The organism is Hafnia alvei (assembly GCF_964063325.1).
Classification (GTDB): Bacteria; Pseudomonadota; Gammaproteobacteria; order Enterobacterales; family Enterobacteriaceae; genus Hafnia; species Hafnia alvei_B.
The window spans coordinates 4,763,132-4,789,570 of the sequence record NZ_OZ061315.1; the positions used below are offsets into that span (position 1 = coordinate 4,763,132).

Here is a 26,439-nt window from a genome sequence, read left to right on the forward strand (position 1 = left end):
TTAATGGATATTAATCTAATAAAAATAATAGATTAATAAGCCCAACCCCCTTGTATAGAAAGTGGAATGCAGGTTTAATCCTATTCCCGTGAAAAAGGATGTGTTGTGAAGATTGTCGAGCATTATCGATTTAGAGTTGTGGCTCTCAAATAAATAGTACGACTCACTGAAATCATAACTTAAGTAACAAATGAATTTTTTTACACATTTTTTGGCAAGCACTATTCAAACCTTGATGTACCCAAGATATTTCACGATTCAGGGTATGACTGAAGAAGCTTAAGCTGCCAGAAGAAAGTCACACTTGGAATAAAAATGCAGCCTTCAGCAAACAGAATCAGAATACACAACAAAAGCCAGCATCCTGACTTGGTTAAGCTGGAAGTGAATAAGCTTGGACGTCCTTATCATAAACTGCCAAAGATTATGAACGACTGCTTTGACATCTTAGATGCCAAGCTGAGTATTTATTTCTTAAAGAAATACCGTGTTAATGTCGCGTTAAATAAAATGACATTTAAAATGGACTGTAATTACAAGAACGCGCAAATTTTTTCTACGCCTTACGGCAATATTGCATTTGATATCGACCGTATTTTATTGCTCGATATTCTTCATGATTATTACGGTCTAAGTAAAGACAACACGCGTCTATCTCCTGATTTAGAACAACCAACAACAAAAACAGAAGAGCGACTAAAAACAAAACTGGCTCAGGAATTAACGCAATTAATTATCAATCAGGAAACGTTTGGTGAACCGTTAGAAATTAAAAATGATTACTCAACGGTAATTAGCCAATGGTCTTATTGCGTTACGTTCTGGCTAGAAGGTTATGAGAAAGGCGGATTCTCTATTCTATTAGATAACCATCACGTGGATAAAATGCTATCTAATATGCGTGGACCAATCGAAGAAACTCAGCCGCGTGAAAATATTACCCCCGCTCAAATTGAACGTATGTTTTATGGTTTACCGTTAAAGCTAAATGGCCGCTTGGCGAGTTTAAATTTAACGGTTTCCCAATTATTAAACATTGAAGCTGGCGATGTCATTCCTATTTCGTTGAATGAACAGCTTCCTATCTTTATCGGTAAAGAGCAGATGTTTAGCGCCGTGGTAGCAGAAGACCGCGGCAAATTGTTCTTGTCTGAATTCAACGATAAAACCACCGAGATGAACTATGAGTGATCAACAAACCGACCTGGCGCAGGATCTTAACTTCGACGATTTCAACCTGTCTGAAGCTCCTCAGACTGATACGGCAGAAAGCCAGAATCGCGACGGCGCCCCTCGCTACGATTTGCAGCAGGACAGCAACGCCGAAAGCTCGCTGGATAAGATGCGCAAAATGTCGCTCTTTAGCCGTATTCCGGTCACCTTAACCTTAGAAGTTGCCTCCGTAGAGATCTCTTTGGCTGAGCTGATGACGGTTAACAACGACTCCGTCATCGAACTCGACAAACTTGCGGGCGAACCGCTAGATATTAAGGTGAACGGCATTTTGTTCGGCAAAGCAGAAGTCGTGGTACTTAACGATAAATACGGCCTGCGCATTATCGAGTTCAACAGCAAAGACTTAGGCGAGCTGGCACGATGAATCGCCTGATCCGCTCCGGTGGCTTAACGCTACTGCTCACCATCGGATTGCTTTTCTCTCCGCTGCTGCTCGCCGCAAACGGAGACGTTACGCTATTTAGCACCGCAGATAACGGCGGCGGGCAGGATTACAATGTCAAAATTGAAATCCTGATCCTGATGACCTTGCTTGGCCTGCTGCCAATCATGGTGCTGATGATGACCTGCTTTACCCGCTTTATTATCGTACTGGCCATTTTGCGTCAGGCATTAGGCCTACAGCAAAGTCCACCCAATAAAATCCTGACCGGCATCGCGCTTGCACTAACGCTGTTGGTGATGCGTCCGGTTTGGACCACGGTCTATAACGATGCCGTCGTACCCTATCAAAGCGATCAGATCACCATGAAAGAAGCGCTGGTGAAGGCTGAAGCCCCGCTGAAAAAATACATGCTGGCGCAAACCAGCCAGAAAGCGATGGCGCAGATGATGGGCATCGCTCAGGTGACCGGAGCGGCCGAAGAGCAGGATCTGACCGTGGTGACACCCGCCTATATTCTGAGCGAGCTTAAGACCGCGTTTCAGATTGGCTTTATGATCTACATTCCATTTTTGGTTATTGACCTGATCGTCGCCAGCATTCTGATGGCGATGGGTATGATGATGCTATCACCGCTGATCGTCTCGCTGCCGTTCAAGCTAATGCTGTTTGTGCTGTGCGATGGGTGGACGCTTATCGTCGGTACCCTTACCTCTAGCGTGCAGGGGTTATAGCTATGATGACGATGGACGTTGCTGGCGACATCATGGCCAGCGGTATTCGCCTCGTGCTGATGATCTCTGTGGTGGCGATTATTCCCAGCTTGTTGATTGGCCTGTGCGTCAGTATTTTTCAGGCCACCACGCAGATTAACGAACAAACGCTGAGTTTCTTGCCTCGTCTGGTTATGACGCTACTGGTGCTGATCTTTGGTGGAAAATGGATGCTGACTCAGCTGTCTGATTTCACTATCGATATCTTCCACCAAGCTGCGGTACTGGTTGGATAAATCGCTATGGGCATTGATATTCAGACGTTAATTACGCCGCTGTTGGCGCTTTGGCTGCCTTTCGTGCGTATTTTATCTTTTCTGCATTTCAGCCCAATTTTCGATCAGAAGTCGTTTTCACGCCGCATCAAAATTGGCACCGCGCTGGGGCTTTCCATTCTGATAACCCCCATGCTGCACAATAACGTGGTGCTCACCGAACTGATGTCGATGCGCAGCGTGATTTTGATGGGCGAACAAATTCTGTGGGGTTTCCTGTTCGGGGCGACGCTTCAGCTGGTATTTGTTGCGCTGCAAACCGCGGGACATATTCTTTCTATGAATATGGGGCTCGGTATGGCGATGATGAACGATCCCAGCAGCGGCTCATCCACCACCGTGATTTCACAGATTATTTTTGTATTTTGTGCCCTACTATTTTTCACTATGGATGGACACCTGTTGTTTATGACCATCCTGTACAAAGGCTTTGTCTATTGGCCTATTGGGCAAGCGATTAATGAGTTTTCACTGCGTACGCTGGCGCTGAGCTTAGGCTGGATTATGTCAGCAGCCACATTAATTGCCTTGCCGACCACCTTCGTGATGCTGATTGTGCAGGGCGGATTTGGCCTGCTTAACCGTGTATCCCCCACGTTGAACCTGTTTTCTCTCGGCTTCCCCATCAGCATGCTGTTTGGCCTGCTGTGTATGACGCTGATTATCGCGAACGTCCCCGACCACTATCTCAATTTAACCAACGAGATCTTGGCACGCCTCGACAATATGAGGGTGAACTGATGTCTGCCAGTTCAGGTGAAAAGAGCGAAAAACCCACCTCGGGCAAACTGCGAAAAGCCCGCGGCAAAGGTGATATTCCCCGTTCCAAAGATATGACGATGGCGACCGGACTGTTGGCCTCGTTTATTACCATGACGGTTTTTTTCCCTTTTTATAAGCACCTGATCAGCGAATCGTTTATGTCAGTGAGCCTTATGGGAAACAAGCTGGATGATGATGGCGTGATTGAGCAGTTTTTACTGCGTAACGTTTTTATCTTATTGAAATTTATCGCCACGCTGATCCCGATCCCAGTGGCATGCATTGTGGCTAGTCTGGTGCCGGGTGGCTGGATTTTTACGCCAAATAAATTAATCCCTGATTTTAAGAAAATTAATCCCATCAGCGGTGTAAAGCGCATGTTTTCCGCCAGCCACTACGTGGACGTGGGCAAGATGCTGGCGAAATGTGGCGTATTGCTAATAACGCTTTACATGATGGTGCACGACTCCCTGACGCCGCTGTTGCAGCTGCAAACCATGTATCTGCGTCAGGCCATTATGGCTGGCTTCGACATTTTGCATCACGTTCTCAGCTATTTCGTGGCCATTATCGTCCTGTTTGCCTTTATTGACGTGCCGCTAAGCAAATTCATGTTCACCAAAAAGATGCGCATGACCAAACAGGAAGTGAAAGAAGAGTACAAAAACAACGACGGTAATCCGCAAATCAAAGGGCGTATTCGTCAGCTGCAACGGCAGATGGCCATGGGGCAGATTAATCAAACCGTGCCCACCGCCGACGTGATTCTGACGAACCCAACGCACTATGCGGTGGCGTTGAAGTATGACCCCGATAAAGCCCAAGCCCCCTTTATTGTCGCCAAAGGCGTGGATGATATTGCGCTTTATATCCGTGAAGTGGCGATGACCAATAACATTGAAGTGGTGGAGTTTCCGCCGCTGGCGCGTGCGGTCTATCACACCACCCGCGTGAATCAACAGATACCCGCGCAGCTGTTCCGCGCTATCGCTCACGTATTGACCTATGTGATGCAGATTAAATCTTGGCGTTCAGGCCAAACCGAATTTAAACCCCGTTTGAATACGCAAATCGAGATCCCGAAAGAGGTGCTAAAGACGCATGGCAAACAGTAAGTTAAAGCTGGCTTTTACAACATTAAGGCAGGGAAACGTCGGCGTCCCGATCCTGTTGCTGTGCGTACTGGCAATGGTTATTTTGCCTTTGTCACCGCTGGTGCTGGATATTCTCTTCACCTTCAACATCGTGCTGGCGGTGTTGGTGTTATTGGTTGCGGTCAACAGTAAACGTCCACTCGACTTCGCCGTTTTCCCCACGATTTTGCTGATAACCACGCTGATGCGACTGACGCTAAACGTGGCATCAACCCGTGTAGTTTTACTTCACGGTCACGAAGGCGTAGGCGCCGCCGGTAAGGTTATCGAAGCCTTTGGTCAGGTAGTGATCGGCGGTAACTTCGTCGTGGGTTTTGTGGTCTTCGTTATTTTGATGATCATCAACTTCGTGGTTGTTACCAAGGGCGCTGAGCGTATTTCCGAGGTTTCGGCTCGCTTTACGCTAGACGCCCTGCCGGGTAAACAGATGGCTATCGACGCCGATCTGAACGCCGGCTTGATCAATCAGGAACAGGCCAGAGCGCGCCGTAAAGACGTTGCCAACGAGGCCGATTTCTACGGCGCAATGGACGGCGCGTCGAAGTTTGTTCGCGGTGACGCCGTTGCCGGGATCATGATCCTGATTATTAACGTGATCGGCGGTATCTGTATTGGTATTTTTAAATACGATTTGGATGCCAGCCATGCGTTCCAGCAATATGTTCTGCTGACGATTGGTGATGGTTTGGTGGGTCAGATCCCATCCCTGCTGTTGGCGACCGCCGCGGCGATTATCGTGACCCGCGTTAGTGATGGTGAAGACGTTAGCGATGAAATCAAAACTCAGCTGCTAGCAAAACCGACCGTTCTCTATACCGCTGCGTTTGTGATGTTCATTCTGGCCGTAGTGCCAGGCATGCCGCATATTGCCTTCCTCAGCTTCACCGGTTTGCTCTTGTTCGCTGGATGGAAGCAGAGCAAGAAGGTGCAAAAAGCCGAGCCGGTTACCGATATGGAGGCTATCAGCGAAGCTATCTCCAAAGACAATACGCCGGTCGTGAGCTGGGATAGTATTCCGCTCATCGAGCCTATCGGTTTGAACTTGGGGTATAAACTGGTCACGCTGGTTGATTCCGCCAAAGGCAGCCCGCTTTCCCAGCGTATTCGCGGTGTTCGACAGGTGATATCTGAAACCTGTGGCGTATTGCTACCCGAAATTCGGATTCGTGAAAACTTCCGCCTGAAGCCAGCCCAATACGCCATTCATATCAACGGGATAAAAGTGGCAACCGGCGAAGTTCACTCCGACAAGTTAATGGCTATTCCGGGCGCTGAACTGTATGGCGAAATTGACGGCGTATTAGATACCGATCCGGCCTACGGCATGGCGATCATCTGGATCGTGCCAGACCAAAAGGCCAAAGCGTTAAATCTGGGCTATCAGGTTGTGGATTGCGCCAGCGTGGTCGCCACGCACGTCAATAAAGTGGCGCGTCACTATTTACCGGACCTGTTCAACTATGACGATATCACTCATCTTCATGCGCGTTTGGGCTTACAGGCACCAAAACTGGCAGAAGATCTGGCTGGCGCGCTTAACTTCAGCCAACTGCTGCGAATTTATCGTCAACTACTGACCGAACACGTTTCGCTAAAAGATATTGTGACCATTGCCTCGACGCTGTTAGAAAGCGCCGCGGTAACCAAAGATCCTATCTTGCTAACCGCCGATGTGCGCTACGCGTTACGCCGCGCGATTATTAATAGCGTCAATGGCGATAAAGGTTCTCTGGCGGTATATACCATTGATAATGAATTGGAAAACTTGCTGCTGAGTGCACTGAATCAGTCTCAGCAGGCGGGAAAAGTGGCGTTGGATAGTTTCCCTGTCGACCCGAATATTTTGTCGCAGTTACAAAATACCATGCCGATGATCCACGAGCAGATGAAAGCTCAAGGATACGCACCTATTTTGCTGGTTGCTCCGCAGCTTCGCCCTATCCTTTCACGCTACGCACGCCTATTCGCCGCAGGATTGCAGGTGCTTTCGTATAACGAAGTGCCGGATGATAGTGATTTGAGTATTGTGGGGACGTTGGCTTAGGTTTTGTTTAATAAGCTTATATCTTCTAAGCGGGTAATGTCAGGTTTCGGCCGCCTCTCAATTGCGGCATTCACATTTAACCTTACGCGAAGGCGTTCGAGTCGGGTGCGCCAGCGCGCGCACCCAACACCCGCGCGCTTTTATCCGCGACGCCATCTTCGCTCCGGTTTGGTATCGGCCATCCAGGCCGCCCCAAACTCCACGCAGACGTCCTGTCTGCGTGGCTCAACCTGCCAAGACTTCAAGTTTAATTCAGTATAGAGCCGCCATCAGGAAGATGGCGCCAGGTTGAGGGCGTGCAGAGATGCACGCTCCGAGACCGGTCGGCCTAACAACACAGGACAAAAGCGCGAGAGTCGAGAGGTCGCCAACAATGATATTTGCATATAAATACCAAACCTGACCGGCGGACGAAATCACGCTTCGCACTCTGCAAATATTCGCCCTAGATTTTAGGTAACGTAAATACCTCCAACGCCCGATACAACTCCCTGAAAATACGTCGTCTTTCTTGATAACTCTCATGCCGTGCCGCATCGGGTTTATGCACCTGCTCCAGCGGAAGTTCTGGTAACAGTTCGGCGAGCGGCGTATTTGGATGCAGTGCGATCTGAGCTAAACGTGCGGCACCTAGCGCGGGGCCAACGTCGCCGCCGGTTCGGTATTCGAGCGTTTGTCCGCTGATATCAGCCAGCATCTGACGCCAATATGCGCTGCGTGCGCCGCCGCCAATCAGCGTAATGCGCTGTGGCCTCAGACCTGTGGCATGTAGCACATCCATCCCATCCGCCAGCGCAAAACCCACGCCTTCTAACACAGCTCGGCATAAATCGGCACGCTGATGCTCATGGGTCAGTCCCCAGAATGCGCCCTTGGCCTCTGGGTTATTATGCGGCGTGCGTTCACCGGAGAGATAAGGTAAAAACCACAGCGGGGCCTCAGCCGGAGCGCTGCTTTCCACCTCTTTTAGCAGCTCAGACACGCTGCTAAGCCCCGTGAGTTTCGCAACCCAATCCAAACACGATGCCGCGCTGAGCATTACGGACATCAGGTGCCACGTATTCGGCAAGGCGTGGCAGAAACTATGTACCGCGCTTTCTGGATTACTTAAGAAACCATCACTGACGGCAAAATAGACGCCGGAGGTTCCAAGCGAAAGCATCGCCTGACCTGAACGATATAAACCCACGCCCACGGCACCCGCGGCGTTATCGCCACCGCCAGCCACCACAGGCACAACCGGCATATGCCAACGCTGCGCAATGGATGCCAGTAATTCGCCCGTAATCTGCGAGCCTTCAAACAACGCAGGCATATGGCTGCGATTAAGCCCCGTTGCTGCCAGCAGCTCATCACTCCAATCGCGCTGGCCCACATCTAGCCACATCGTGCCTGCCGCATCGGACATATCGCTGGCAAAAACACCGCTCATCTTCCAGCGCAGGTAATCCTTGGGTAACAGCACTTTATCTATTTGAGCAAACACGTCGGGCTCATGCTTTGCCACCCATTTGAGCTTCGGCGCGGTAAAGCCCGGCATCATCAAATTGCCGGTAATCTGGCGAGAATTGGGCACGCGCGCCTCTAATTCTCCACACTCTTGCGCGCTGCGCCCATCGTTCCAAAGAATTGCCGGCCGCAGAATATTTTGCTGTTTGTCGAGCAGCGTAGCCCCATGCATCTGGCCTGTCAGCCCTACCGCTCGCACGTTGCTCAGTAAATGTTGTTTGCCAAGCGCCAGCACCGCCGCATCCGTGGCACGCCACCATGATGCGGGATCTTGCTCAGACCATAATGGATGCGGACGATTGACCTGTAACGGCTCGCCATGGCTGGCTATCACCTTGCCCTCTTCGCTGAGCAAAATGGCTTTTACGCCGGAGGTCCCTAAATCAATACCCAGATACATGGCGTAGCTCCTGTTCTCGAACGGTTCCTCCCCCGATTAAGTGGGGGAGGTTAGCAGGGGAAAGTATCAACCAAAAATATAACGATTAACCACGTTTTCCAGCAGCTCTTGATGCCCGCTCTGGTGCTGCGGCGCAAGCTGGTTTTGCTGTGCATATTGCGCAATACCATCCAGAGAGAGTTTGCCCTGCAGGATTTGCTGACCAAATTCGCCGTTCCAGCCGGAATAACGTTTCGCAACGCGACGATCGAGTTCACCGTCTTCAATCATTTTGGCCGCAATTTTCAGCGACAGCGCCATCGTATCCATAGCGCCAATATGACCGTAGAACAGATCATATTTATCCGTACTTTGGCGACGAACTTTAGCGTCGTAGTTCAGACCACCGGTGGTGAAACCGCCTGCTTTGAGGATTTCAAACATGATCAGCGCATTTTCTTCTACGCTGTTCGGGAACTGATCGGTATCCCAGCCGAGCTGTGCATCGCCTCGGTTGGCATCCACCGACCCAAAAATACCCAGAGCAATCGCGCTGGCGATCTCATGGTGGAAAGTATGACCTGCCAGCGTGGCGTGGTTGGCCTCGATATTGACCTTGATCTCTTTTTCTAAACCGAACTGTTTTAAGAATCCATAAACCGTCGCAACATCATAGTCATATTGATGCTTGGTTGGCTCTTGTGGTTTTGGCTCGATCAGCAGCGTGCCTTGGAAACCAATTTTGTGTTTGTGATCGACCACCATCTGCATGAAACGCCCTAACTGTTCGCGCTCTTGGCGTAAATCGGTGTTTAACAGGGTTTCATAACCTTCACGTCCGCCCCACAGCACGTAGTTTTCGCCACCCAGTTTTTTGGTCGCCTGCATCGCTTGGCAAACCTGTGTGGCAGCCCAGGCAAAAACGTCTGGATTTGGGTTAGTAGCCGCACCTGCGCCGTAGCGCGGATTGGTGAAGCAGTTCGCCGTGCCCCACAACAGTTTCACACCGCTGCTTTCTTGCTTCTCAGCCAGCACGTCGGTCATCACCGCAAAGTTATTGACGTATTCTTTAAGCGAAGCGCCTTCTGGCGATACGTCGATATCATGGAAACAGTAATACGGCACATTCAGCTTGTGGAAGAATTCAAAGGCAACATCGGCTTTGCGTTTAGCTTGTTCCAGCGCTTCGCCGGGCTGCTGCCAAGGACGGTCAAATGAACCGATGCCAAACATATCAGCACCATTCCAGCAGAAGGTATGCCAGTAGCACGCCGCAAAGCGCAGGTGTTCTTCCATGCGTTTACCAAGAACAATTTCGTCTGGATTGTAATGGCGGAAAGCTAAAGGATTAGTACTATGAGTTCCTTCAAAACGAACACGTTCTAGTTGATCAAAATATGATTGCATGGCGATACCCTCTAAGTAGGTTCAATGTGCGTTGACATCACCATCTTGGAAGTCTCACACCGCCATATCAATTACGAAATTTCACTCCGTTGTTAAGAGAATTATTAATTGTGCTCTATATCCCAAAGTCTCAAAAAATAACATTGAAAGTAGCGAAGTATGATGTTTGTCATAAAAAACACAATTCATAACTCAGAAGTAAAATATGGCAATTGTTTTAAAACGATTGCCGCTAGAGGATTAACTCCGTTTTATCTTCCGGTTTAACCTCTTATCTGATTTTTATTAGAAGTTCAGTATTACTCTACGGATAGAAATAAAAAAGAGCTTTTTTATTATAAATCAGATGTTGCATGTCTAAAAAGTAAGGCAGGGCAATTACTATGAAACAGCACTATAACTCATCTTATATCTTTAGAATCACGCTGGTTGCCACACTGGGAGGGCTCCTTTTTGGCTATGATACGGCGGTCATATCAGGTACGGTTGATTCGATAAATCAAGTATTTGTACAACCACAAGGCCTCAGCGAAGCCGCGGCTAACTCACTACTGGGCTTCTGCGTAGCCAGTGCGCTGATTGGGTGTATTATCGGTGGAGCAATGGGGGGCTATCTTAGCAATCGCTTTGGTCGTCGAAACTCATTAATGATCTCAGCGCTGCTTTTCCTTATTTCCGCTATCGGTTCAGGATGGCCAGAATTAGGGTTAAGCACCATTAATCCAGATGGCGGAATACCTGTTTACTTGTCAGGATATATTCCAGAGTTTGTTATTTATAGAATCATCGGTGGCGTCGGCGTAGGATTAGCCTCAATGCTTTCCCCTATGTATATTGCGGAAATTGCACCGGCAGAAATAAGAGGTAAATTAGTTTCATTTAACCAATTTGCTATTATTTTTGGTCAGCTGATGGTTTATTGCGTTAACTATTTTATTGCACGCTCTGGCGATGCGCTATGGCTAAATAGCATCGGTTGGCGTTATATGTTTGCATCAGAGGCTATTCCAGCGATTTTATTCTTTGGTTTGCTGTTTTCCGTGCCAGAAAGCCCTCGTTGGCTCATTGCTCGTGGTGAAACCAAACGGGCTGGCGATATTCTGACTCGCATCATGGGAAAATTGCAGGCCGAACCCGCGCTGAAAGAGATCACCCGCTCACTCAATAATCCCGAGCATGCGAATGCGCGCTTGCTGATGTTTGGGGCGGGAGTCATCGTTATCGGCGTCATGCTTTCGGTATTCCAGCAGTTCGTCGGGATCAACGTAGTGCTGTATTACGCACCAGAAGTGTTTAAGACCTTAGGTGCCAGCACGGATATCGCCCTGCTACAAACCATCATCGTTGGGGTTATCAATCTAACCTTTACCGTAGTGGCCATTATGACGGTCGATAAATTTGGCCGTAAACCTTTGCAGATCATCGGCGCATTAGGCATGTCGCTTGGGATGTTTGGCTTAGGCACCGCTTTCTATGCCCAGCTTTCTGGCGTGGTGGCGCTCGCGTCAATGCTATTTTACGTGGCGGCTTTTGCCATGTCGTGGGGACCGGTTTGTTGGGTACTGCTTGCGGAAATATTCCCTAATGCAATCCGTAGCAAAGCCTTAGCTGTCGCCGTGGCTGCTCAGTGGATAGCGAACTATTTTGTCTCTTGGACGTTCCCAATGATGGATAAAAACTCCTATCTGGTGGCGCATTTCCATAACGGATTCTCCTACTGGATTTACGGCGTCATGGGCATTCTCGCCGCATTGTTTATGTGGAAATATGTTCCAGAAACCAAAGGGAAATCACTCGAAGAACTTGAATCTCTCTGGACCCACCGTCCTCGCTCACAGGATCAAGACATTAAAATCTAAAATCCTTCATACTCATCCGGCGTAAAGTCGGATGAGTGTTGTGAAATAATGCGTTATCCCCTTCGTACCCGATTTTGCTTCCCTGTTTGCGCCTTACCCATCATCGTTTAACGGAGTCAGTATGTTTGCCAAACGCTATCGCATTACATTGTTATTCAATGCCAACAAGGCGTATGACCGTCAGGTGGTGGAAGGTGTCGGTGAGTATTTACAGGCTTCTCAGTGTGATTGGGATATTTTTATCGAAGAGGACTTTCGTTGCCGCATCGACAATATCAGAGATTGGCTGGGCGATGGCGTGATTGCCGATTTTGACGATCGTGAAATTGAAACGCTGTTAAGCAATCTCGAAGTGCCGATTGTCGGCGTTGGTGGCTCCTATCATCGCGAAGAGGACTATCCACCTGTTTCTTACATCGCCACCGATAATCACGCGCTGGTTGAAAGCGCATTTTTGCATCTCAAAGAAAAAGGCATCAACCGCTTCGCTTTTTATGGCCTGCCAACCAGCAGCGATAAACGATGGGCGCAGGAGCGAGAGTATTTTTTCCGTCAGTTGGTCGCTAAAGAACAGTACCAAGGCGTGGTTTATCAAGGGATGGAAACAACGCCGGATAACTGGCAATACGCACAGAACCGACTGGCTGACTGGGTACAGACGCTGCCGCCGCAAACCGGCATTATTGCCGTTACCGATGCGCGTGCTCGCCATCTATTACAGGTATGCGAGCATCTTGATATTGCCGTACCTGAAAAAATCAGCGTCATCGGCATCGATAATGAAGAACTCACGCGATATCTGTCACGCGTGGCGCTTTCGTCGGTCGCACAAGGCACACGCCAGATGGGTTATCGTGCAGCTAAAATGCTGCATCAGCTGCTATCAAGCGGAAAGCCGTCGGTTCCTCAACGTGTTTTAGTTCCGCCAATAAAAGTGGTTGAGCGAAGATCGACAGATTTTCGCTCGCTAAGCGATCCGTCCGTGATTCAAGCCATGCATTTTATTCGTCACCATGCCTGCGAAGGGATCAAGGTTGAACAGGTTTTGGATGCCGTGGGAATGTCCCGTTCAAACCTAGAGAAGCGTTTTAAAGATGAAACCGGGCAAACGATTCATGCCGTGATCCATGAAGAGAAATTGGATCGCGCACGTAATCTCTTAATTGCCACATCGCTATCGATCAATGAAATCTCTCAAATGTGTGGTTATCCATCGCTACAATATTTCTATTCGGTATTTAAGAAGGGATACAGCATGACGCCAAAGGATTATCGCGATCGCTTTGGTGACAATATTGGATAAAAAATATTTCGCATAAAACAATAAGTTGATAAGAAAAATCTTAGCCAGCTTTCACTAAAAACGCCGCTTTTTGCCTCCATTCATATTGATTGGAACCAATGTCAAAGCGGCGGGAATACGCTATCTGTCGATCTCGTCACTCAATATGTAATCAGCTAGCTGCCAATTAACGGGTGATCCTTGGTAGTAAGGCATAATTGTGCCTTTTCGGATATTTAGAACAGGATGTGAAGATGAGTTCATCATCCGCCATACCCCAGTTTGTGGACATTCATGTCCGCTTGCTCGCTGGATCCCGAGCGGCTTCCGTGTCATTTCGTTTTGATTCTGAGATATAAGTTCAGTAGATAAGTAAGCAAAATTATTACTTTCTATTCTCATGACATCCTCAAGCAATAAAAGAAAGAACATTTATGAAAAGCGACATGACTTAGAAAAATCTTAAGCGCAAAAAATAAACATAAAAATGATAAATAATTTGTTGGTTAATGTTTTGGCAAATATACTTGCGAGGATTAATCCGATTTACTCTTATTAGGTTTTAATATGTGTGTTAGAAACACATTAATTAAGTTTTGCTGGGTTTTGCTTGTTGGCTTGACCAGTAGCCAAGCGATGGCGGTCAACTGCCAGCGTGCTACCACGCCGTTGGAAAATACCATTTGTAGTAATGATGGCCTGCATTGGCTAGACACCACGATGACCATTATTTATCGTGCCATGTTGGTTAAAGAAGATTCACTGAAAGTGCATAGCCAGTACGAAAACTGGGAAAAATCGCTCGAAAAATGTACCAGCGATAATTGCATCGAGCGCGCTTATTATGAAGGGATAAGCACCCTTTCTGATGCCGATACTAACTTCCAGTGGGATGGCCAGTGGTGGAATCTCAGCGCAGGCAATATGAGCGGCGGCACCGTTCAGTTCAGCCGCAATAACGAATGGGGCTTTAACATTGATATCCATGCTTGGGCTGGGATGAACGGTGATGAATACACCGCTGAAGCCCGTAAGCTCTACGGCATCGGTATCGTTGATCGGGTGGCTGATACCAGCAATTGTAAACTACTGCTCATCCCTAAAAAGGATGGCTCGCTGCAAATCCATAGCAACGCCGACTGGGGATGCAGAATGTCTATGCCCGACGGCGTATTCATTGATGGAAAATATACAAAAGCCACCCAAGATCCTCGCCCAAAGCCTTCGCTATTATCCATTGGGATTATTACGGAAGCCGCTCGCGATCGGCAATTTCGTGAACTCGTGGGAGACGATTATCAGCGCTTTGTCGATACCGCAAACGTCTACGTCTATAGCGAAGATCTCGACAATATTGGCGCTAGAGTCATTTCAATGTGGGTACGTGGCGCATCAAATAATCAAGCCGCTATTATTATGTATACGCCAGAAGGCGATATGTGGGCTGGCCTGATTGTGCCTGATAAAAATGGTCAGCTTGCCATGCGCTATTACAGCTCAAAAAATCAGGATGAAAAAATGATGCCGAGAACCTTGGCGTCGTGGAAACTTCATTTTTTAGAGAAATAGCCGATACCCTCTCCCCCCCCATTCTTGCCACCGTGAGAATGGGGTATAAATACTACGAAACCCAGCCCTTTCTATCAATTTTCCCCACAACCCAACTGCACAACAAACTTCCCGCCAGCGCGAATAAAAACACCATGAAAATATCCACCAGCGGCCAGCTGCGTGCATCTAGATGATGGGTGCGAATGAAGTGGATAAAAAATGCGTGAAAGCCATAAATCGCCAACGAATGACGTGAAATAAACGCCATCCACCGAGATTGAGAATGATTAAAGTTATTCTTAAAGAAGAGAAAAATAGCGCAGCTAGCAATAAACACCAGCGGTCCACAGTACATGTAGTAAGTATCAGCAAATCCACCGTTGTGCTGTGTTTGGCGGTAGGTAGAAAATGCAATCGCGGCTACGCAGCCGATAAAAGCTAGCGCAGCGCTCCAAGATACACGCCGCTGCTCGGTGTGTAACATCCCCAGAGATCGCCCCATCAACGCATAAAGCAGGTAGTAAAACATATCGCCAGAGATATGCAGATTAATAGGGAAAAGCTTAATCCCTTGATAGCTGTATTGCGGCAAATTAGGGTTGGCGATAACCGCCAGTACGGCAACCACTATCGCCAAATATCGCGCACTCACCGCACGCACACTAATCAATGGGGAAATGATATACAGAGCCAATATCGCATAGAAAAACCATAGGTGATAAAACACCGGCTTCACGAGGAAATATCGAATAGAAAGCCACGGATTAATATGTGTCAGCGTACTGATATACAACAGCCCTAGCGCGCTATAAAACAGCAAGCAGCGCAAAACATGCAGCACATGTCGCCCTTGAGCCGACTTCTCGCCAAAAAATAGATAGCCAGAAATCATGAAAAATAAGGGCACACACACCCGAGATGCCGAATTAAGGAGGTTTGCCACATCCCAATTTATTTGGCCAATACTAAACCCGCTGGTGACATAGTAAGTTGTTGAATGGATCATCACCACCATGAGGCAAGCCGTGGCGCGTAAGTTATCGATCCAAATGATTTTCTGACTCATGTTTTTGCGCCAAGCCCTTACCTGAATTCCGTATAACACCGACGGTGTTTTTGTTAAAAACAGGTTAACCTTCCGACCCCTCCGTCAGCAATCAGAAGAATGCCTAAGCTAATCGTGATTTATATTTTTGAGTTACACATCACTGATTGCCAAGCGTGATAATTGACGGCAAAATAGCCACTCAGCCTTACGTTGTTCGTAACAACATAATCTGTTCACCGACACATCGCCGGTTTTTTTTCTCTTTTCTGAATAAACAAATAACTAATAAATATGCAAAAGTCTCTCTCCGCCGCAGGGCGATTGGGCCGACAGGCGCTGCTGTTTCCGCTTTGTCTGGTTCTGTATGAATTCACCACCTATATCGGCAACGACATGATCCAGCCCGGTATGTTGACCGTGGTGCAAGAATTTAACGTTGGCCAAGAATGGGTACCAACGTCAATGACCGCTTATCTGGCCGGTGGCATGTTCCTGCAATGGCTGCTTGGACCATTGTCGGACCGCATTGGGCGTCGTCCCGTTATGTTGGCTGGCGTGGCCTATTTTGTCGTGATGTGTTTAGCCATTTTGCTGGCACAGACAATCGAGCAATTTACGCTGCTGCGCTTCTTGCAGGGTGTGAGCCTGTGCTTTATTGGGGCAGTGGGCTATGCCGCCATTCAAGAGTCCTTTGAAGAGTCGGTGTGCATAAAAATCACCGCGCTGATGGCAAACGTGGCCCTGATTGCTCCGTTACTAGGGCCTTTGGCTGGTGCCGCTTGGGTGCATATTTTGCCATGGCAAATGATGTTTGTGATGTTTGCCGCACTCGCCGCGTTCTCATTCTATGGGCTGTGGCGTGCTATGCCTGAAACCGCGACGCGTCGCGGTGAAAAGCTGTCGCTGAAAGCGCTGGGGCAGGACTATAAACAGGTGCTGTCAAACCGCCATTTTCTGTGCGGTGCGCTCGCGACCGGTTTCGCCAGTTTGCCGCTTCTCGCTTGGATCGCGCAGTCTCCGGTCATCATAATTAGCGGCGAAGGTTTAAGCAGCTATGATTACGGGCTTCTACAGGTTCCGGTGTTCGGCGCTCTGATTCTAGGCAACTTTACGCTGGCGAAACTGACCAGTACTCGCAGCGTTCGCTCCCTGATTAAACTTGGCGCATGGCCAATGATGCTGGGACTGGCAATCGCGGCGGTTGCGACGGTGCACGCTTCTCATGCCTATCTGTGGATGACGGCGGGACTGAGTATCTACGCCTTCGGGATCGGGATCGCTAACGCAGGATTATATCGTTTAACGCTATTTTCCAGCGATATGAGCAAAGGCACAGTGTCGGCGGCAATGGGCATGCTCAGTATGCTGATTTTTACCGTCGGTATTGAGTTAACCAAACACGCCTATTTGCTCGGCGGTAATAGCTGGTTCAGCCTATTTAACCTGATGAGCGGTATTATTTGGCTGACGCTTGTGGCGCTGTTCTTGCGTAATAAGCAGGTCGGGATGCCGCAGGCGGCATAAGCTCTGCGACAACTCCTACCCGAAGTGTAATGTCGTTCACTTAAGCTCGATTTTAGGGGGAGCACACCGATGGGGTCGTAGCGGCGTAAGCCGCCGACAACTTTGCCTGGAGCAAAGTTGAACAACGCGGAAGCGTTGCCCTTTAGGGAGGAACACATGGATGTGTTCCGTAACCGCCCCGCGGTGTGGTAGACCCGTGTATCTCGATCTCTTAAACGAACGGCATTACTGCCCAAGGTGGGGCTACTATTCACCCAGCCTCACTGAATACTGCCCTCATCATCATCTTCGGTCGCAGGCAGTACCATATACGTCCCTTCAAACACCGCGCCTGGATGCTCATCACCATACAGATTTACCGAAAGCTGAACGCGAGCTTTGCGCCCGCGAGCAAGCCTGTCCAGATCGCCGCTGACGGAGCTGAGATCCGCAACCGCGCGTGGTCGACCGGTAATCGGTGCGCTATAGCGTATATGTGCATCGGCCAGAATAATGGTTCCGCCTAAATGTTGTTCACGCAGCAGCAGCCAAATCAGCCCCCAGCCCGTTAACGTCGCCAGCGAAAACAGGCTACCTGCAAACAGCGTTTGATGTGGGTTTTGATTGCCTGACTCCGGCATGGTGGTCACAAAACGCTGACCAGTATATTGGCTGATTCGCACACCCATTTTTTCACTTAACGGGATGTTTTCGTACCATGCTTTTTGCAACTGAGCGCACCAATCAGGGCGATGCAAAATATCATCAAGCGTTGCTACCGGTTTAATCATCAGAAAATGGCGTACCGGCGTGGTTTGCGGTGCGGTAATTTCGCCCTGATTTTCAAAACCCAGCTTGGCAAAAAACTCTACCGCATCTTCGCGTGCGCTACACACCACGCGTTTAACCCCTTCCTGACGCGCTACAGACTCCAGCGTCATCGCCACCAGCGTTCCTAACCCTTTGGCCTGTACGGTTGGATCAACCGCTAGAAAGCGGATAGAGGCTTCATTATCGGCATTGATATATAAACGCCCGATGGCTACAGGTTTTCCCGATTCATCAACCACCATTTGATGATGCGCCATCGCATCATAGGCATCACGCTCCGATCCCACAGGCTGATGCAGCGGCTTACGCAGCATCTCCCAGCGAAACTGGTAATAATCTTTTAGCTCTTGCTCTGTAACCGGAACTCGCAGGTGATACATAACTTGCTCTCTCTCATCGTACAATCGCAAAGGTACAGATAATCATCGTGGTTTAGGCGTTATCGGCGCAGTCATTTTGAGAGCGGACAGCGCGCAAGAACCGGAGCGTACAATAGTACGTGAGGATTCTGAGCACTGCCCAACCTCAAAATGGCAAGCAAGATAGCCTAAACCTGGAGCCAGAAGGTGACCGGCCCATCATTGAGTAGCGAAACCTTCATATCAGCCGCAAACTGCCCGGTTTGGGTGTTGATGCCGGTTTCACGGCACTGGCCAACGAAGTATTCATACAGACGTTCGGCTTCATCGGGAGCAGCTCCGCCGGAGAAGCTTGGGCGCATCCCCTTTTGAGTGTCTGCGGCTAAGGTAAACTGGGAAACCACCAGTACGCTGCCACCGGCCAGCTGAACGTTAAGATTCATCTTGTCGTTTTCATCGCTGAAAATTCGATAGCCCAATACTTTGTCACGCAGTCTTTGGGCTTTTTGTTCGTTATCTTCTTTTTCAACGCCCAGTAATACCAGCAGCCCCGGGCCAATCTCGCCCACGGTGGTGCCTTCAACAACAACGCTGGCATGAGTTACTCTCTGAATTAACGCTATCATTTAGTTCTTCTCTTCCTTATCGTTTTCTGGCGGTGTCGCTTGAATTTTCTGGTTTTCTTCTCGTTTTACGCGCTGATGCATAGCGCGGTATTCACTTAGCGAGACGGTAATCTCTGCGCCTAATAACACAATACACCAGCTCCAGTAGACCCAGACAAACAGTATCGGTATCACGGCCAGTACGCCATAAATCAATTGATACGATGGAAACATCGTGACGTATAGCCCAAAGCCTTTTTTGCCCAATTCGAACAACAGCCCTGCCACAGCCGCGCCGATCAGCGCATCTCTGGCGGGTACTCGCTGCGTGGGCACGACGCAGTAAATGAGCCAGAAACTAGCGCAGGAGAGCAGGAAAGGAAAAATGCGCAGCATCTGATCCACCAGCGAATACACACCGGTCATCGCCAGCCAGCGAATGGAAAGTAGATAGGTGCTAATCGCCATGCTGGCCCCCACTAAAATGGGTCCTAGGGTTAATACCATCCAATAGATCGCAAATGAATAGACGATTGGGCGCTGAGTACGGCTACGCCAAATATGGTTTAGCGCACCGTCAACGGAAGAGATGACCAGCAGGGCCGTGACAATCAGCCCAACGGCACCCACGGCGGTCATCTTGCTGGAGTTAGCGACAAACTGTTCGATATAAGACTGCACCACATCGCCAGCAGCGGGAACAAAATTGGTAAAAATAAAGTGTTTGAGCTGCTCGGAAACTTCGCCAAACATGGGGAAAGCGGCAAACAACGAGAAGACCACGGTGACGAGAGGAACCAGAGATAGCAGCGAAACATAGGCTAAACTGCCCGCCATCATGCTCACTCGGTCGTGATTGACTCTGGCCCACAAAAGACGCCCAAAAGAGATGCAGGACTTCGCTGACTGCCAAGAAAAAAGGGTCATGCCCCCTCCTGAAAACAACGCTCAGACCATGACATTACGGCCTGAGCGGTTAAACATCTTTTAATGTTAACGTTTTCTTGGGGTTGCGCAAAAAAATGCGCAGGATAAAACAAATTATCCCATTACCTGCCCCCTTATTACCTATCCCATAGATAGGCTAGGCAAAATACGCGGGCACCACTTGGTTATCCGTGACGAGAATAGACTTAATCCCCAACGCCGCTGCGGCCGCAACGTTTTCAGCGTTGTCATCAAAGAATACCGCATCGCTGGCTGGACAATGCTCCTGAGCCAACACGTGCTGATAAATCTCCGCATCTGGCTTACGCATACCGAGATCTTGGGAGAGATACATATGATCGCTGGCGGCTTCCACTTCAGGATAATGCTTCGGCCAATAGTTGCTGTGTAGGCGGTTGGTGTTTGATAGCACAACCACGCGATTGCCGTAGCTGCGCAGTTTTTTCATGAGCTCAATCACTTCCGGACGCAGACCAACAAATACCGACTGCCAGCCTAACTCAAACTGTTCGAAGCTGAGTGCTATCCCCATTTCAGCACAGAGTTTGTGCGCAAACTCTTCATCGGTAATGGTGCCACGCTCGTGTTGCTGGAAAACCTCGCCCATTTTGAATCGTTCGGACAGCGTGGCCAGCGGCACACCGCTATATTTGCTCCAAACACCGAGCACGCGCTTAAAATCAATATCTACAATCACATTCCCTAAATCAAAGATGTACAACATGTGCCGCTCCTGATTTTTTGTGAGTTTTTACTCTAACCTGAAATCGTGCGCTGAAATAGGCACCGTCTCTAAACGCCGCAACGAATACAGAATATCCAAAATCCGCTGTTCTGGGGCTTTCTACAACACCCTGATAGCCGAACTCCCTACTTAAACGCGCAAAAATTGGACATAGATCACAATTCCTCACTGCGCATGACTATTTCAATAGCATCAAAACCTTTATTTCACTGTGGGTATAAGAATTTTCTAACTTCCGCCGATAGCAAATCAAACATCGCATATTTATTACCCAAAATAAGGCCGGAAATTATGTTTAAAAATCTAACAATCAGAACAGGGCTGCTCATTTTATTGGCCGTATTTGCCTTACTCCAATTTACATCCAGTGGAATCGGAATGTTTTTTCTTCATCAAAACGATAAAGACGTCAGCTTTCTGGAAGTCACCGCAAGCGAACAAAAAGCACTCTCCGATTCACGTGATGCCGTCTTACGCCTGCGTTCGATTATTGATAGCACCGTTATTCAACTCACCAATAACATGCCGGTTAATGTGCCGCAGGTCGTCAAAACATTACGCCAAGAATTACAAGCTTCGCAGACTAACTTTGACTTGTTCATGAAGATCCCAGGTATAACGATGAGCCGGCCTGAAATCGGTAGGATCATGGAAAAAGCCCAGGCGGATCAGGTTTCAAGCGCGTTGGCGAATATTGGCTTACTGGAAAATTTCACCACACCAGAACAACTGCAACAGTCCATGACCAGCTATCAAGAATCTCGTGTGAAGGTGCGGAAAGAATATGATGACCAGTACGCCAACTATGTGAACCTGCGTCAGGAAAATCTGGTCAAGGCGAGTGCCGATAGCACGGCCTCTTACACGTTCTCCATTCAAATCATGTGCGCTATTTTAGTTGCCGTAGTGGTGCTATTTATCATTGCTTACTTCTGGCTGGATCGCATCTTGGTGAAGCCATTGAACAAGGTATCCGGCTATTTTGCCCAAATTGGTAAAGGCGATCTTCGCCACCCGATTGACGTCGAAAACAATAATGAAATCGGTAAGTTATGCGCCGCACTGCAAGAGATGCAATATGAACTGATTGAAACCGTGAAGTCCATTCGCGACGGCGTGGAGTCGATTAATATTGGCACTCAAGAAATTGCAGCCGGCAACACCGACCTCTCCAGCCGTACGGAAGAGCAGGCATCCGCGCTAGCAGAAACGGCCGCCAGCATGGAGCAGATATCGTCTACGGTTAAGCTCAACGCGGATAACGCCGTGCAAGCCTCCTCCATGATCCAAACATCGGCTTCTATCGCTCATGAAGGCGAGCAGCAGATGAAGAACATGACCACCAAAATGCACACCATCAAAACCAATGCGCAAAAGATGGGCGATATCATTAGCGTCATCGACAGCATTGCTTTCCAAACTAATATACTGGCTCTGAATGCCGCCGTGGAGGCCGCTCGTGCAGGCGAAGCCGGGCGTGGATTTGCCGTTGTCGCCAGCGAAGTGCGTAACCTTGCCCAACGCTCTGCACAGTCAGCAAAAGAAATTAACAGCCTGATTTCTGAATCTGCCTACCAAATTCAAGAAGGTGCGGAACTGGCAGATAAAACGGGGTCAACAATCGCAGAAATGACCAGCGCCATCTCGAAGGCAAGCACGATGATGGACAGCATCTCTTACGCCTCTGAAGAGCAAAGCCGTGGAGTAGAACAAATACGCGTAGCCATCACCCAAATGGATCAGGTCACTCAACAAAATGCGGCCTTGGTCGAGCAGGTCGCAACCACAGCCGCAAACGTTGAAGATCTCTCAGGCAGCCTCACACAGGCCGTCGCCGTCTTTCAAATTAATGGCCAAACCACAAAAACGGTAAAAAACTCTACGGCAGTAAAAACGGCAGAAATGCTAGATGATGAAAACTGGATCTAATTTTTAGGTATAAAAAAGGGCACCCTAAGGTGCCCTAATATCAGACTTAAACAATCGTTAAAGAAGATTAGTCTTCTTTAGGGCCACGAGCTGCGCGGCGACGGTCGTTTTCAGTCAGGTGACGTTTACGGATACGTACAGAAACCGGAGTCACTTCTACCAATTCGTCGTCATCGATGAATTCTAGAGCCTGTTCCAGAGACATTTTAATCGCAGGAACCAGGGTAGTTGCTTCATCAGTACCAGACGCACGCATGTTGGTCAGTTTCTTACCGGTCAAGCAGTTAACGGTCAGGTCGTTAGAACGAGTATGAATACCGATGATCTGGCCTTCATAAACTTCTGCACCGTGACCCAAGAACAGCTTACCGCGATCCTGCAGACCGAACAGAGCAAACGCAACCGCTTTACCCTGACCGTTAGAGATCAGCACGCCGTTCTGACGCTGGCCGATTTCGCCTGGACGTACATCGTCGTAATGGCTGAAGGTGGAGTACAGCAAACCAGTACCAGAAGTCATAGTCATGAATTCAGTACGGAAGCCGATCAGGCCACGCGCAGGGATGATGTAATCCAAACGGATACGACCCTTGCCATCTGGAACCATGTTTTTAACGTCGCCCTTACGTTCACCCATGGCTTGCATGACTGAACCCTGGTGCTGCTCTTCGATATCCAGAGTTACGTTTTCAAACGGTTCTTGCATACGGCCATCAATCTTACGGTTGATAACCTTAGGACGAGATACTGCCAGCTCGAAACCTTCACGACGCATGTTTTCGATCAGAACCGACAGGTGAAGTTCACCACGGCCTGAAACGCGGAATGCATCAGCATCTTCAGTTTCTTCAACGCGCAGAGCAACGTTGTGTACCAGTTCTTTCTGCAGACGCTCCAGGATCTGACGGGAGGTCACGTATTTACCTTCTTTACCGCAGAACGGAGAGGTGTTTACGCAGAAGTACATGGTTACAGTTGGTTCATCAACGCTCAGAGCAGGCAGAGCTTCAACATTACCCACTTCACAAATAGTGTCGGAAATGTTCAGTTCACCCAGACCGGTGATTGCGATGATGTCGCCAGCTTCAGCAACGTCAGCTTCGATACGCTCCAGACCCATGTGGGTCAGAACTTTACCGACTTTACCGTTACGAGTTTTGCCTTCGCTATCGATCAAAGTAACCTGTTGGTTAGGTTTGATTTTACCGCGTTTGATACGGCCGATACCGATAACGCCAACGTAGTTGTTGTAGTCCAGCTGAGAAATTTGCATCTGGAAAGGTGCGTCAGCTTCAACTTGTGGCGGAGATACATGGTCAACAATCGCTTGATACAGCGGAGTCATGTCGTCGGCCATATCGTTATGGTCCAGACCCGCAATACCGTTCAACGCAGATGCGTAAACGATTGGGAAGTCCAGCTGCTCGTCGGTTGCGTCCAAGTTAACGAACAGGTCGAATACCTGATCGACAACCCAGTCAGGACGTGCGCCCGGACGGTCAACTTTGTTGATAACCACAATTGGTTTCAGACCGTTAGCAAATGCTTTTTTGGTCACGAAACGGGTCTGCGGCATAGGGCCATCCATTGCGTCAACAACCAGCAGTACCGAGTCAACCATAGACATTACACGTTCAACTTCGCCACCGAAGTCAGCATGCCCCGGGGTATCCACGATGTTGATACGGTAGTCTTTCCAATTAATGGCGGTGTTTTTCGCGAGGATGGTAATCCCACGCTCTTTCTCCAAATCGTTGGAGTCCATTACGCGTTCAGTTGCTTCTTCACGTTCACCGAACGTGCCGGATTGTTGTAGCAACTTGTCAACCAGGGTGGTTTTCCCATGGTCAACGTGCGCAATAATGGCGATGTTACGCAGATTTTCGATCACAGCTTTGCCTCAGGCATTAGAAATAGCGCGCTATTGTACACGTAATAAGCGAGGGACTAAACAAGATCACAAGCATCTCTTATAAACAACCGTAAAAAGGTGAGTTTGTGATCCTATTCACGATGCCAAACGGCGCGGGAATGAACAATTTGCACTGGAATGGTGCATATGAAATCTTACACTGCACCATTCTGGTGCGGAATTCGATTCTGGTGCATAGTCTCCTACCACCAGATACGCCAATTATGCGCTTTCCGAGCGATTTGTAAAGTTGGCATGGTTTTAGCTTGTATAAATTTATGGTGAAAAAACCATTTATATATACAGATTCGTTCCACGACGACCTTAGGCAACCGGGAGTAGAGTATGTCCGCTGAACACGTATTAACAATGCTGAATGAGCATGAAGTCAAATTCGTAGACCTGCGTTTTACTGATACGAAAGGTAAAGAACAGCACGTTACGATCCCTGCTCATCAAGTCAATGCCGACTTCTTCGAAGAAGGTAAAATGTTTGACGGCTCCTCTATCGGCGGCTGGAAAGGTATCAACGAATCCGACATGGTGCTGATGCCAGATGCAAGCACTGCGGTTCTGGATCCGTTCTTTGAAGAACCGACTCTGATTATCCGTTGCGACATTCTTGAGCCAGGCACCATGCAGGGCTACGACCGCGACCCGCGCTCCATCTCTAAACGTGCAGAAGATTACCTGCGCGCTTCAGGCATCGCAGATACCGTTCTGTTTGGGCCTGAACCAGAATTCTTCCTGTTCGATGACATTCGTTTTGGCAGCAGCATTCGTGGCTCCCACGTAGCTATTGACGATATCGAAGGCGCATGGAACTCCAGCACCAAATACGAAGGCGGCAACAAAGGCCATCGTCCAGCGGTGAAAGGCGGCTATTTCCCAGTGCCTCCTGTCGATTCTTCACAGGATATCCGTTCTACCATGTGTCTAACCATGGAAGACATGGGTTTGGTGGTTGAAGCTCATCACCATGAAGTTGCAACAGCCGGTCAGAACGAAGTGGCAACCCGCTTCAATACCATGACCAAAAAAGCTGACGAAATTCAGATTTACAAATACGTGGTTCACAACGTGGCTCACGCATTCGGCAAAACAGCCACCTTTATGCCAAAACCAATGTTTGGCGATAATGGTTCTGGTATGCACTGCCATATGTCTCTGTCTAAGAACGGGACTAACCTGTTCGCAGGCGACAAATACGCTGGCCTGTCTGAAATGGCGCTGTACTACATTGGCGGCGTAATCAAACATGCTAAAGCAATCAATGCGCTGGCAAACCCAACGACTAACTCCTACAAGCGTTTGGTCCCTGGCTACGAAGCTCCAGTTATGCTGGCTTACTCTGCCCGTAACCGTTCTGCTTCTATCCGTATTCCAGTTATCGCCAGCCCGAAAGGACGCCGCATTGAAGTTCGCTTCCCAGATCCAGCGGCTAACCCATACCTGTGCTTCGCTGCACTGTTGATGGCAGGCTTGGACGGTATTGCGAACAAAATCCATCCTGGCGATGCTATGGATAAGAACCTGTACGATCTGCCACCAGAAGAAGCGAAAGAGATCCCTACCGTTGCGGGTTCTCTGGACGAAGCGCTGGCCTGTCTGGATGCTGACCGTGAATTCTTGACCCGCGGTGGTGTGTTCACTAACGACGCGATCGATGCTTACATCAAACTGCGTCAGGAAGAGATGGAACGTGTGCGCATGACGCCACATCCTGTTGAGTTTGAACTGTACTACAGCGTTTAAATCCGGCGTTTAAAACCAGCGTCTTAAAACACGCTCATACGCTTGGCACGCCTTATGGCGTGCCGCTAAAAGATTCAAATTGGTTCGTCGATTTTTTGTTGCCGTGGAAACTTTATACCCATCTTCGGATGGGTTTTTTTCTCCACTTTTTTTGAGCACCTAACTGATGGGCACCAGCAGAGAAATTTTTT

General features: G+C 48.7%; 21 protein-coding genes. 13 read left to right on the forward strand and 8 right to left on the reverse strand.

The features are described from left to right. The first annotated feature begins 315 nt into the window (after nt 1-315). Genes AB3Y96_RS22110 through flhA form a run of 7 tightly spaced genes read left to right on the forward strand, consistent with a single transcriptional unit; the run spans nt 316 to nt 6,626 of the window. Nucleotides 316-1,191, forward strand: a complete 876-nt coding sequence (locus tag AB3Y96_RS22110; protein ID WP_072309793.1) for a FliM/FliN family flagellar motor switch protein — start codon at nt 316-318, stop codon at nt 1,189-1,191. After that, nucleotides 1,184-1,600, forward strand: coding sequence for a flagellar motor switch protein FliN (fliN, locus tag AB3Y96_RS22115; protein WP_072309792.1), 417 nt, complete (start codon nt 1,184-1,186; stop codon nt 1,598-1,600). The genes AB3Y96_RS22110 and fliN overlap by 8 nt, the downstream gene beginning before the upstream one ends. Beyond that, nucleotides 1,597-2,352, forward strand: coding sequence for a flagellar type III secretion system pore protein FliP (fliP, locus tag AB3Y96_RS22120; RefSeq protein WP_025799701.1), 756 nt, complete (start codon nt 1,597-1,599; stop codon nt 2,350-2,352). Before fliN ends, fliP begins: the two co-directional genes overlap by 4 nt. A gap of 2 nt (nt 2,353-2,354) precedes the next feature. Further along, complete coding sequence (gene fliQ, locus AB3Y96_RS22125; RefSeq protein ID WP_025799703.1) at nt 2,355-2,627, forward strand: flagellar biosynthesis protein FliQ; 273 nt, start codon at nt 2,355-2,357, stop codon at nt 2,625-2,627. A 6-nt stretch (nt 2,628-2,633) separates the two neighbouring features. After that, nucleotides 2,634-3,407, forward strand: a complete 774-nt coding sequence (gene fliR, locus AB3Y96_RS22130; protein ID WP_072309791.1) for a flagellar biosynthetic protein FliR — start codon at nt 2,634-2,636, stop codon at nt 3,405-3,407. After that, nucleotides 3,407-4,543 (forward strand): flagellar biosynthesis protein FlhB, encoded by a 1,137-nt coding sequence (gene flhB, locus AB3Y96_RS22135; protein ID WP_072309790.1) that lies wholly within the window; start codon nt 3,407-3,409, stop codon nt 4,541-4,543. Before fliR ends, flhB begins: the two co-directional genes overlap by 1 nt. After that, complete coding sequence (gene flhA / locus AB3Y96_RS22140; RefSeq protein ID WP_072309789.1) at nt 4,530-6,626, forward strand: flagellar biosynthesis protein FlhA; 2,097 nt, start codon at nt 4,530-4,532, stop codon at nt 6,624-6,626. The genes flhB and flhA overlap by 14 nt, the downstream gene beginning before the upstream one ends. Before the next feature lie 445 nt (nt 6,627-7,071). On the opposite strand, the gene xylB is transcribed toward flhA, so the two are convergent. Both xylB and xylA read right to left on the reverse strand, forming a co-directional pair. After that, a complete protein-coding gene (gene xylB / locus AB3Y96_RS22145; protein ID WP_367300226.1) occupies nt 7,072-8,535 on the reverse strand; it encodes a xylulokinase in 1,464 nt (487 codons plus the stop codon). A 66-nt stretch (nt 8,536-8,601) separates the two neighbouring features. Continuing rightward, nucleotides 8,602-9,921 (reverse strand): xylose isomerase, encoded by a 1,320-nt coding sequence (gene xylA, locus AB3Y96_RS22150; protein WP_025799713.1) that lies wholly within the window; start codon nt 9,919-9,921, stop codon nt 8,602-8,604. Between the two features lie 383 nt (nt 9,922-10,304). Here xylA and xylE point away from each other — a divergent pair, with 383 nt between their 5' ends. The 3 genes from xylE (at nt 10,305) to AB3Y96_RS22165 (ending at nt 14,631) form a co-directional block, all read left to right on the forward strand. After that, a complete protein-coding gene (xylE, locus tag AB3Y96_RS22155; protein ID WP_072309787.1) occupies nt 10,305-11,780 on the forward strand; it encodes a D-xylose transporter XylE in 1,476 nt (491 codons plus the stop codon). Between the two features lie 121 nt (nt 11,781-11,901). After that, on the forward strand, nt 11,902-13,083 hold the full coding sequence (xylR, locus tag AB3Y96_RS22160; RefSeq protein ID WP_072309786.1) for a D-xylose utilization transcriptional activator XylR: 1,182 nt from the start codon (nt 11,902-11,904) through the stop codon (nt 13,081-13,083). 546 nt (nt 13,084-13,629) lie between these two features. Continuing rightward, nucleotides 13,630-14,631, forward strand: coding sequence for a lysozyme inhibitor LprI family protein (locus tag AB3Y96_RS22165; protein WP_367300227.1), 1,002 nt, complete (start codon nt 13,630-13,632; stop codon nt 14,629-14,631). Between the two features lie 52 nt (nt 14,632-14,683). On the opposite strand, the gene AB3Y96_RS22170 is transcribed toward AB3Y96_RS22165, so the two are convergent. Continuing rightward, nucleotides 14,684-15,679 (reverse strand): acyltransferase, encoded by a 996-nt coding sequence (locus AB3Y96_RS22170; protein ID WP_072309784.1) that lies wholly within the window; start codon nt 15,677-15,679, stop codon nt 14,684-14,686. Between the two features lie 273 nt (nt 15,680-15,952). Between AB3Y96_RS22170 and AB3Y96_RS22175 the strand changes: the two genes are divergently transcribed. Next, nucleotides 15,953-17,185, forward strand: a complete 1,233-nt coding sequence (locus tag AB3Y96_RS22175; RefSeq protein ID WP_367300228.1) for an MFS transporter — start codon at nt 15,953-15,955, stop codon at nt 17,183-17,185. Between the two features lie 260 nt (nt 17,186-17,445). Here AB3Y96_RS22175 and fabY read toward each other — a convergent pair whose 3' ends face one another. The 4 genes from fabY to yihX form a co-directional block, all read right to left on the reverse strand. Further along, nucleotides 17,446-18,375 carry a fatty acid biosynthesis protein FabY gene (gene fabY / locus AB3Y96_RS22180; RefSeq protein WP_072309782.1) on the reverse strand — a complete coding sequence of 310 codons (930 nt, stop codon included), beginning with the start codon at nt 18,373-18,375 and terminating at the stop codon, nt 17,446-17,448. Nucleotides 18,376-18,542: 167 nt separating this feature from the next. Then, entirely contained in the window at nt 18,543-18,980 is a 438-nt protein-coding gene (gene dtd / locus AB3Y96_RS22185) for a D-aminoacyl-tRNA deacylase (protein WP_367300229.1), read from the reverse strand. Further along, a complete protein-coding gene (locus tag AB3Y96_RS22190; RefSeq protein WP_367300230.1) occupies nt 18,981-19,886 on the reverse strand; it encodes a virulence factor BrkB family protein in 906 nt (301 codons plus the stop codon). It lies immediately after the preceding gene. A gap of 157 nt (nt 19,887-20,043) precedes the next feature. Continuing rightward, nucleotides 20,044-20,631 (reverse strand): glucose-1-phosphatase, encoded by a 588-nt coding sequence (gene yihX / locus AB3Y96_RS22195; RefSeq protein WP_040044549.1) that lies wholly within the window; start codon nt 20,629-20,631, stop codon nt 20,044-20,046. A gap of 312 nt (nt 20,632-20,943) precedes the next feature. Here yihX and AB3Y96_RS22200 point away from each other — a divergent pair, with 312 nt between their 5' ends. Continuing rightward, on the forward strand, nt 20,944-22,581 hold the full coding sequence (locus AB3Y96_RS22200) for a methyl-accepting chemotaxis protein (protein WP_072309780.1): 1,638 nt from the start codon (nt 20,944-20,946) through the stop codon (nt 22,579-22,581). Between the two features lie 67 nt (nt 22,582-22,648). Here the strand turns inward: AB3Y96_RS22200 and typA are convergent, their stop codons facing one another. Next, nucleotides 22,649-24,472, reverse strand: a complete 1,824-nt coding sequence (typA, locus tag AB3Y96_RS22205; RefSeq protein ID WP_025799735.1) for a ribosome-dependent GTPase TypA — start codon at nt 24,470-24,472, stop codon at nt 22,649-22,651. A 366-nt stretch (nt 24,473-24,838) separates the two neighbouring features. Between typA and glnA the strand changes: the two genes are divergently transcribed. Next, nucleotides 24,839-26,248, forward strand: coding sequence for a glutamate--ammonia ligase (glnA, locus tag AB3Y96_RS22210; RefSeq protein WP_072309779.1), 1,410 nt, complete (start codon nt 24,839-24,841; stop codon nt 26,246-26,248). Nucleotides 26,249-26,439 lie beyond the last annotated feature (191 nt).

Excerpts from the sequence above, each read along its gene's own strand:
- AB3Y96_RS22110 (WP_072309793.1), top strand. The coding sequence starts at position 316 with ATGCAGCCTTCAGCAAACAGAATCAGAATACACAACAAAAGCCAGCAT.
- fliN (WP_072309792.1), top strand. The coding sequence starts at position 1,184 with ATGAGTGATCAACAAACCGACCTGGCGCAGGATCTTAACTTCGACGAT.
- fliP (WP_025799701.1), top strand. The coding sequence starts at position 1,597 with ATGAATCGCCTGATCCGCTCCGGTGGCTTAACGCTACTGCTCACCATC.
- fliQ (WP_025799703.1), top strand. The coding sequence starts at position 2,355 with ATGATGACGATGGACGTTGCTGGCGACATCATGGCCAGCGGTATTCGC.
- fliR (WP_072309791.1), top strand. The coding sequence starts at position 2,634 with ATGGGCATTGATATTCAGACGTTAATTACGCCGCTGTTGGCGCTTTGG.
- flhB (WP_072309790.1), top strand. The coding sequence starts at position 3,407 with ATGTCTGCCAGTTCAGGTGAAAAGAGCGAAAAACCCACCTCGGGCAAA.
- flhA (WP_072309789.1), top strand. The coding sequence starts at position 4,530 with ATGGCAAACAGTAAGTTAAAGCTGGCTTTTACAACATTAAGGCAGGGA.
- xylB (WP_367300226.1), bottom strand. The coding sequence starts at position 8,535 with ATGTATCTGGGTATTGATTTAGGGACCTCCGGCGTAAAAGCCATTTTG.
- xylA (WP_025799713.1), bottom strand. The coding sequence starts at position 9,921 with ATGCAATCATATTTTGATCAACTAGAACGTGTTCGTTTTGAAGGAACT.
- xylE (WP_072309787.1), top strand. The coding sequence starts at position 10,305 with ATGAAACAGCACTATAACTCATCTTATATCTTTAGAATCACGCTGGTT.
- xylR (WP_072309786.1), top strand. The coding sequence starts at position 11,902 with ATGTTTGCCAAACGCTATCGCATTACATTGTTATTCAATGCCAACAAG.
- AB3Y96_RS22165 (WP_367300227.1), top strand. The coding sequence starts at position 13,630 with ATGTGTGTTAGAAACACATTAATTAAGTTTTGCTGGGTTTTGCTTGTT.
- AB3Y96_RS22170 (WP_072309784.1), bottom strand. The coding sequence starts at position 15,679 with ATGAGTCAGAAAATCATTTGGATCGATAACTTACGCGCCACGGCTTGC.
- AB3Y96_RS22175 (WP_367300228.1), top strand. The coding sequence starts at position 15,953 with ATGCAAAAGTCTCTCTCCGCCGCAGGGCGATTGGGCCGACAGGCGCTG.
- fabY (WP_072309782.1), bottom strand. The coding sequence starts at position 18,375 with ATGTATCACCTGCGAGTTCCGGTTACAGAGCAAGAGCTAAAAGATTAT.
- dtd (WP_367300229.1), bottom strand. The coding sequence starts at position 18,980 with ATGATAGCGTTAATTCAGAGAGTAACTCATGCCAGCGTTGTTGTTGAA.
- AB3Y96_RS22190 (WP_367300230.1), bottom strand. The coding sequence starts at position 19,886 with ATGACCCTTTTTTCTTGGCAGTCAGCGAAGTCCTGCATCTCTTTTGGG.
- yihX (WP_040044549.1), bottom strand. The coding sequence starts at position 20,631 with ATGTTGTACATCTTTGATTTAGGGAATGTGATTGTAGATATTGATTTT.
- AB3Y96_RS22200 (WP_072309780.1), top strand. The coding sequence starts at position 20,944 with ATGTTTAAAAATCTAACAATCAGAACAGGGCTGCTCATTTTATTGGCC.
- glnA (WP_072309779.1), top strand. The coding sequence starts at position 24,839 with ATGTCCGCTGAACACGTATTAACAATGCTGAATGAGCATGAAGTCAAA.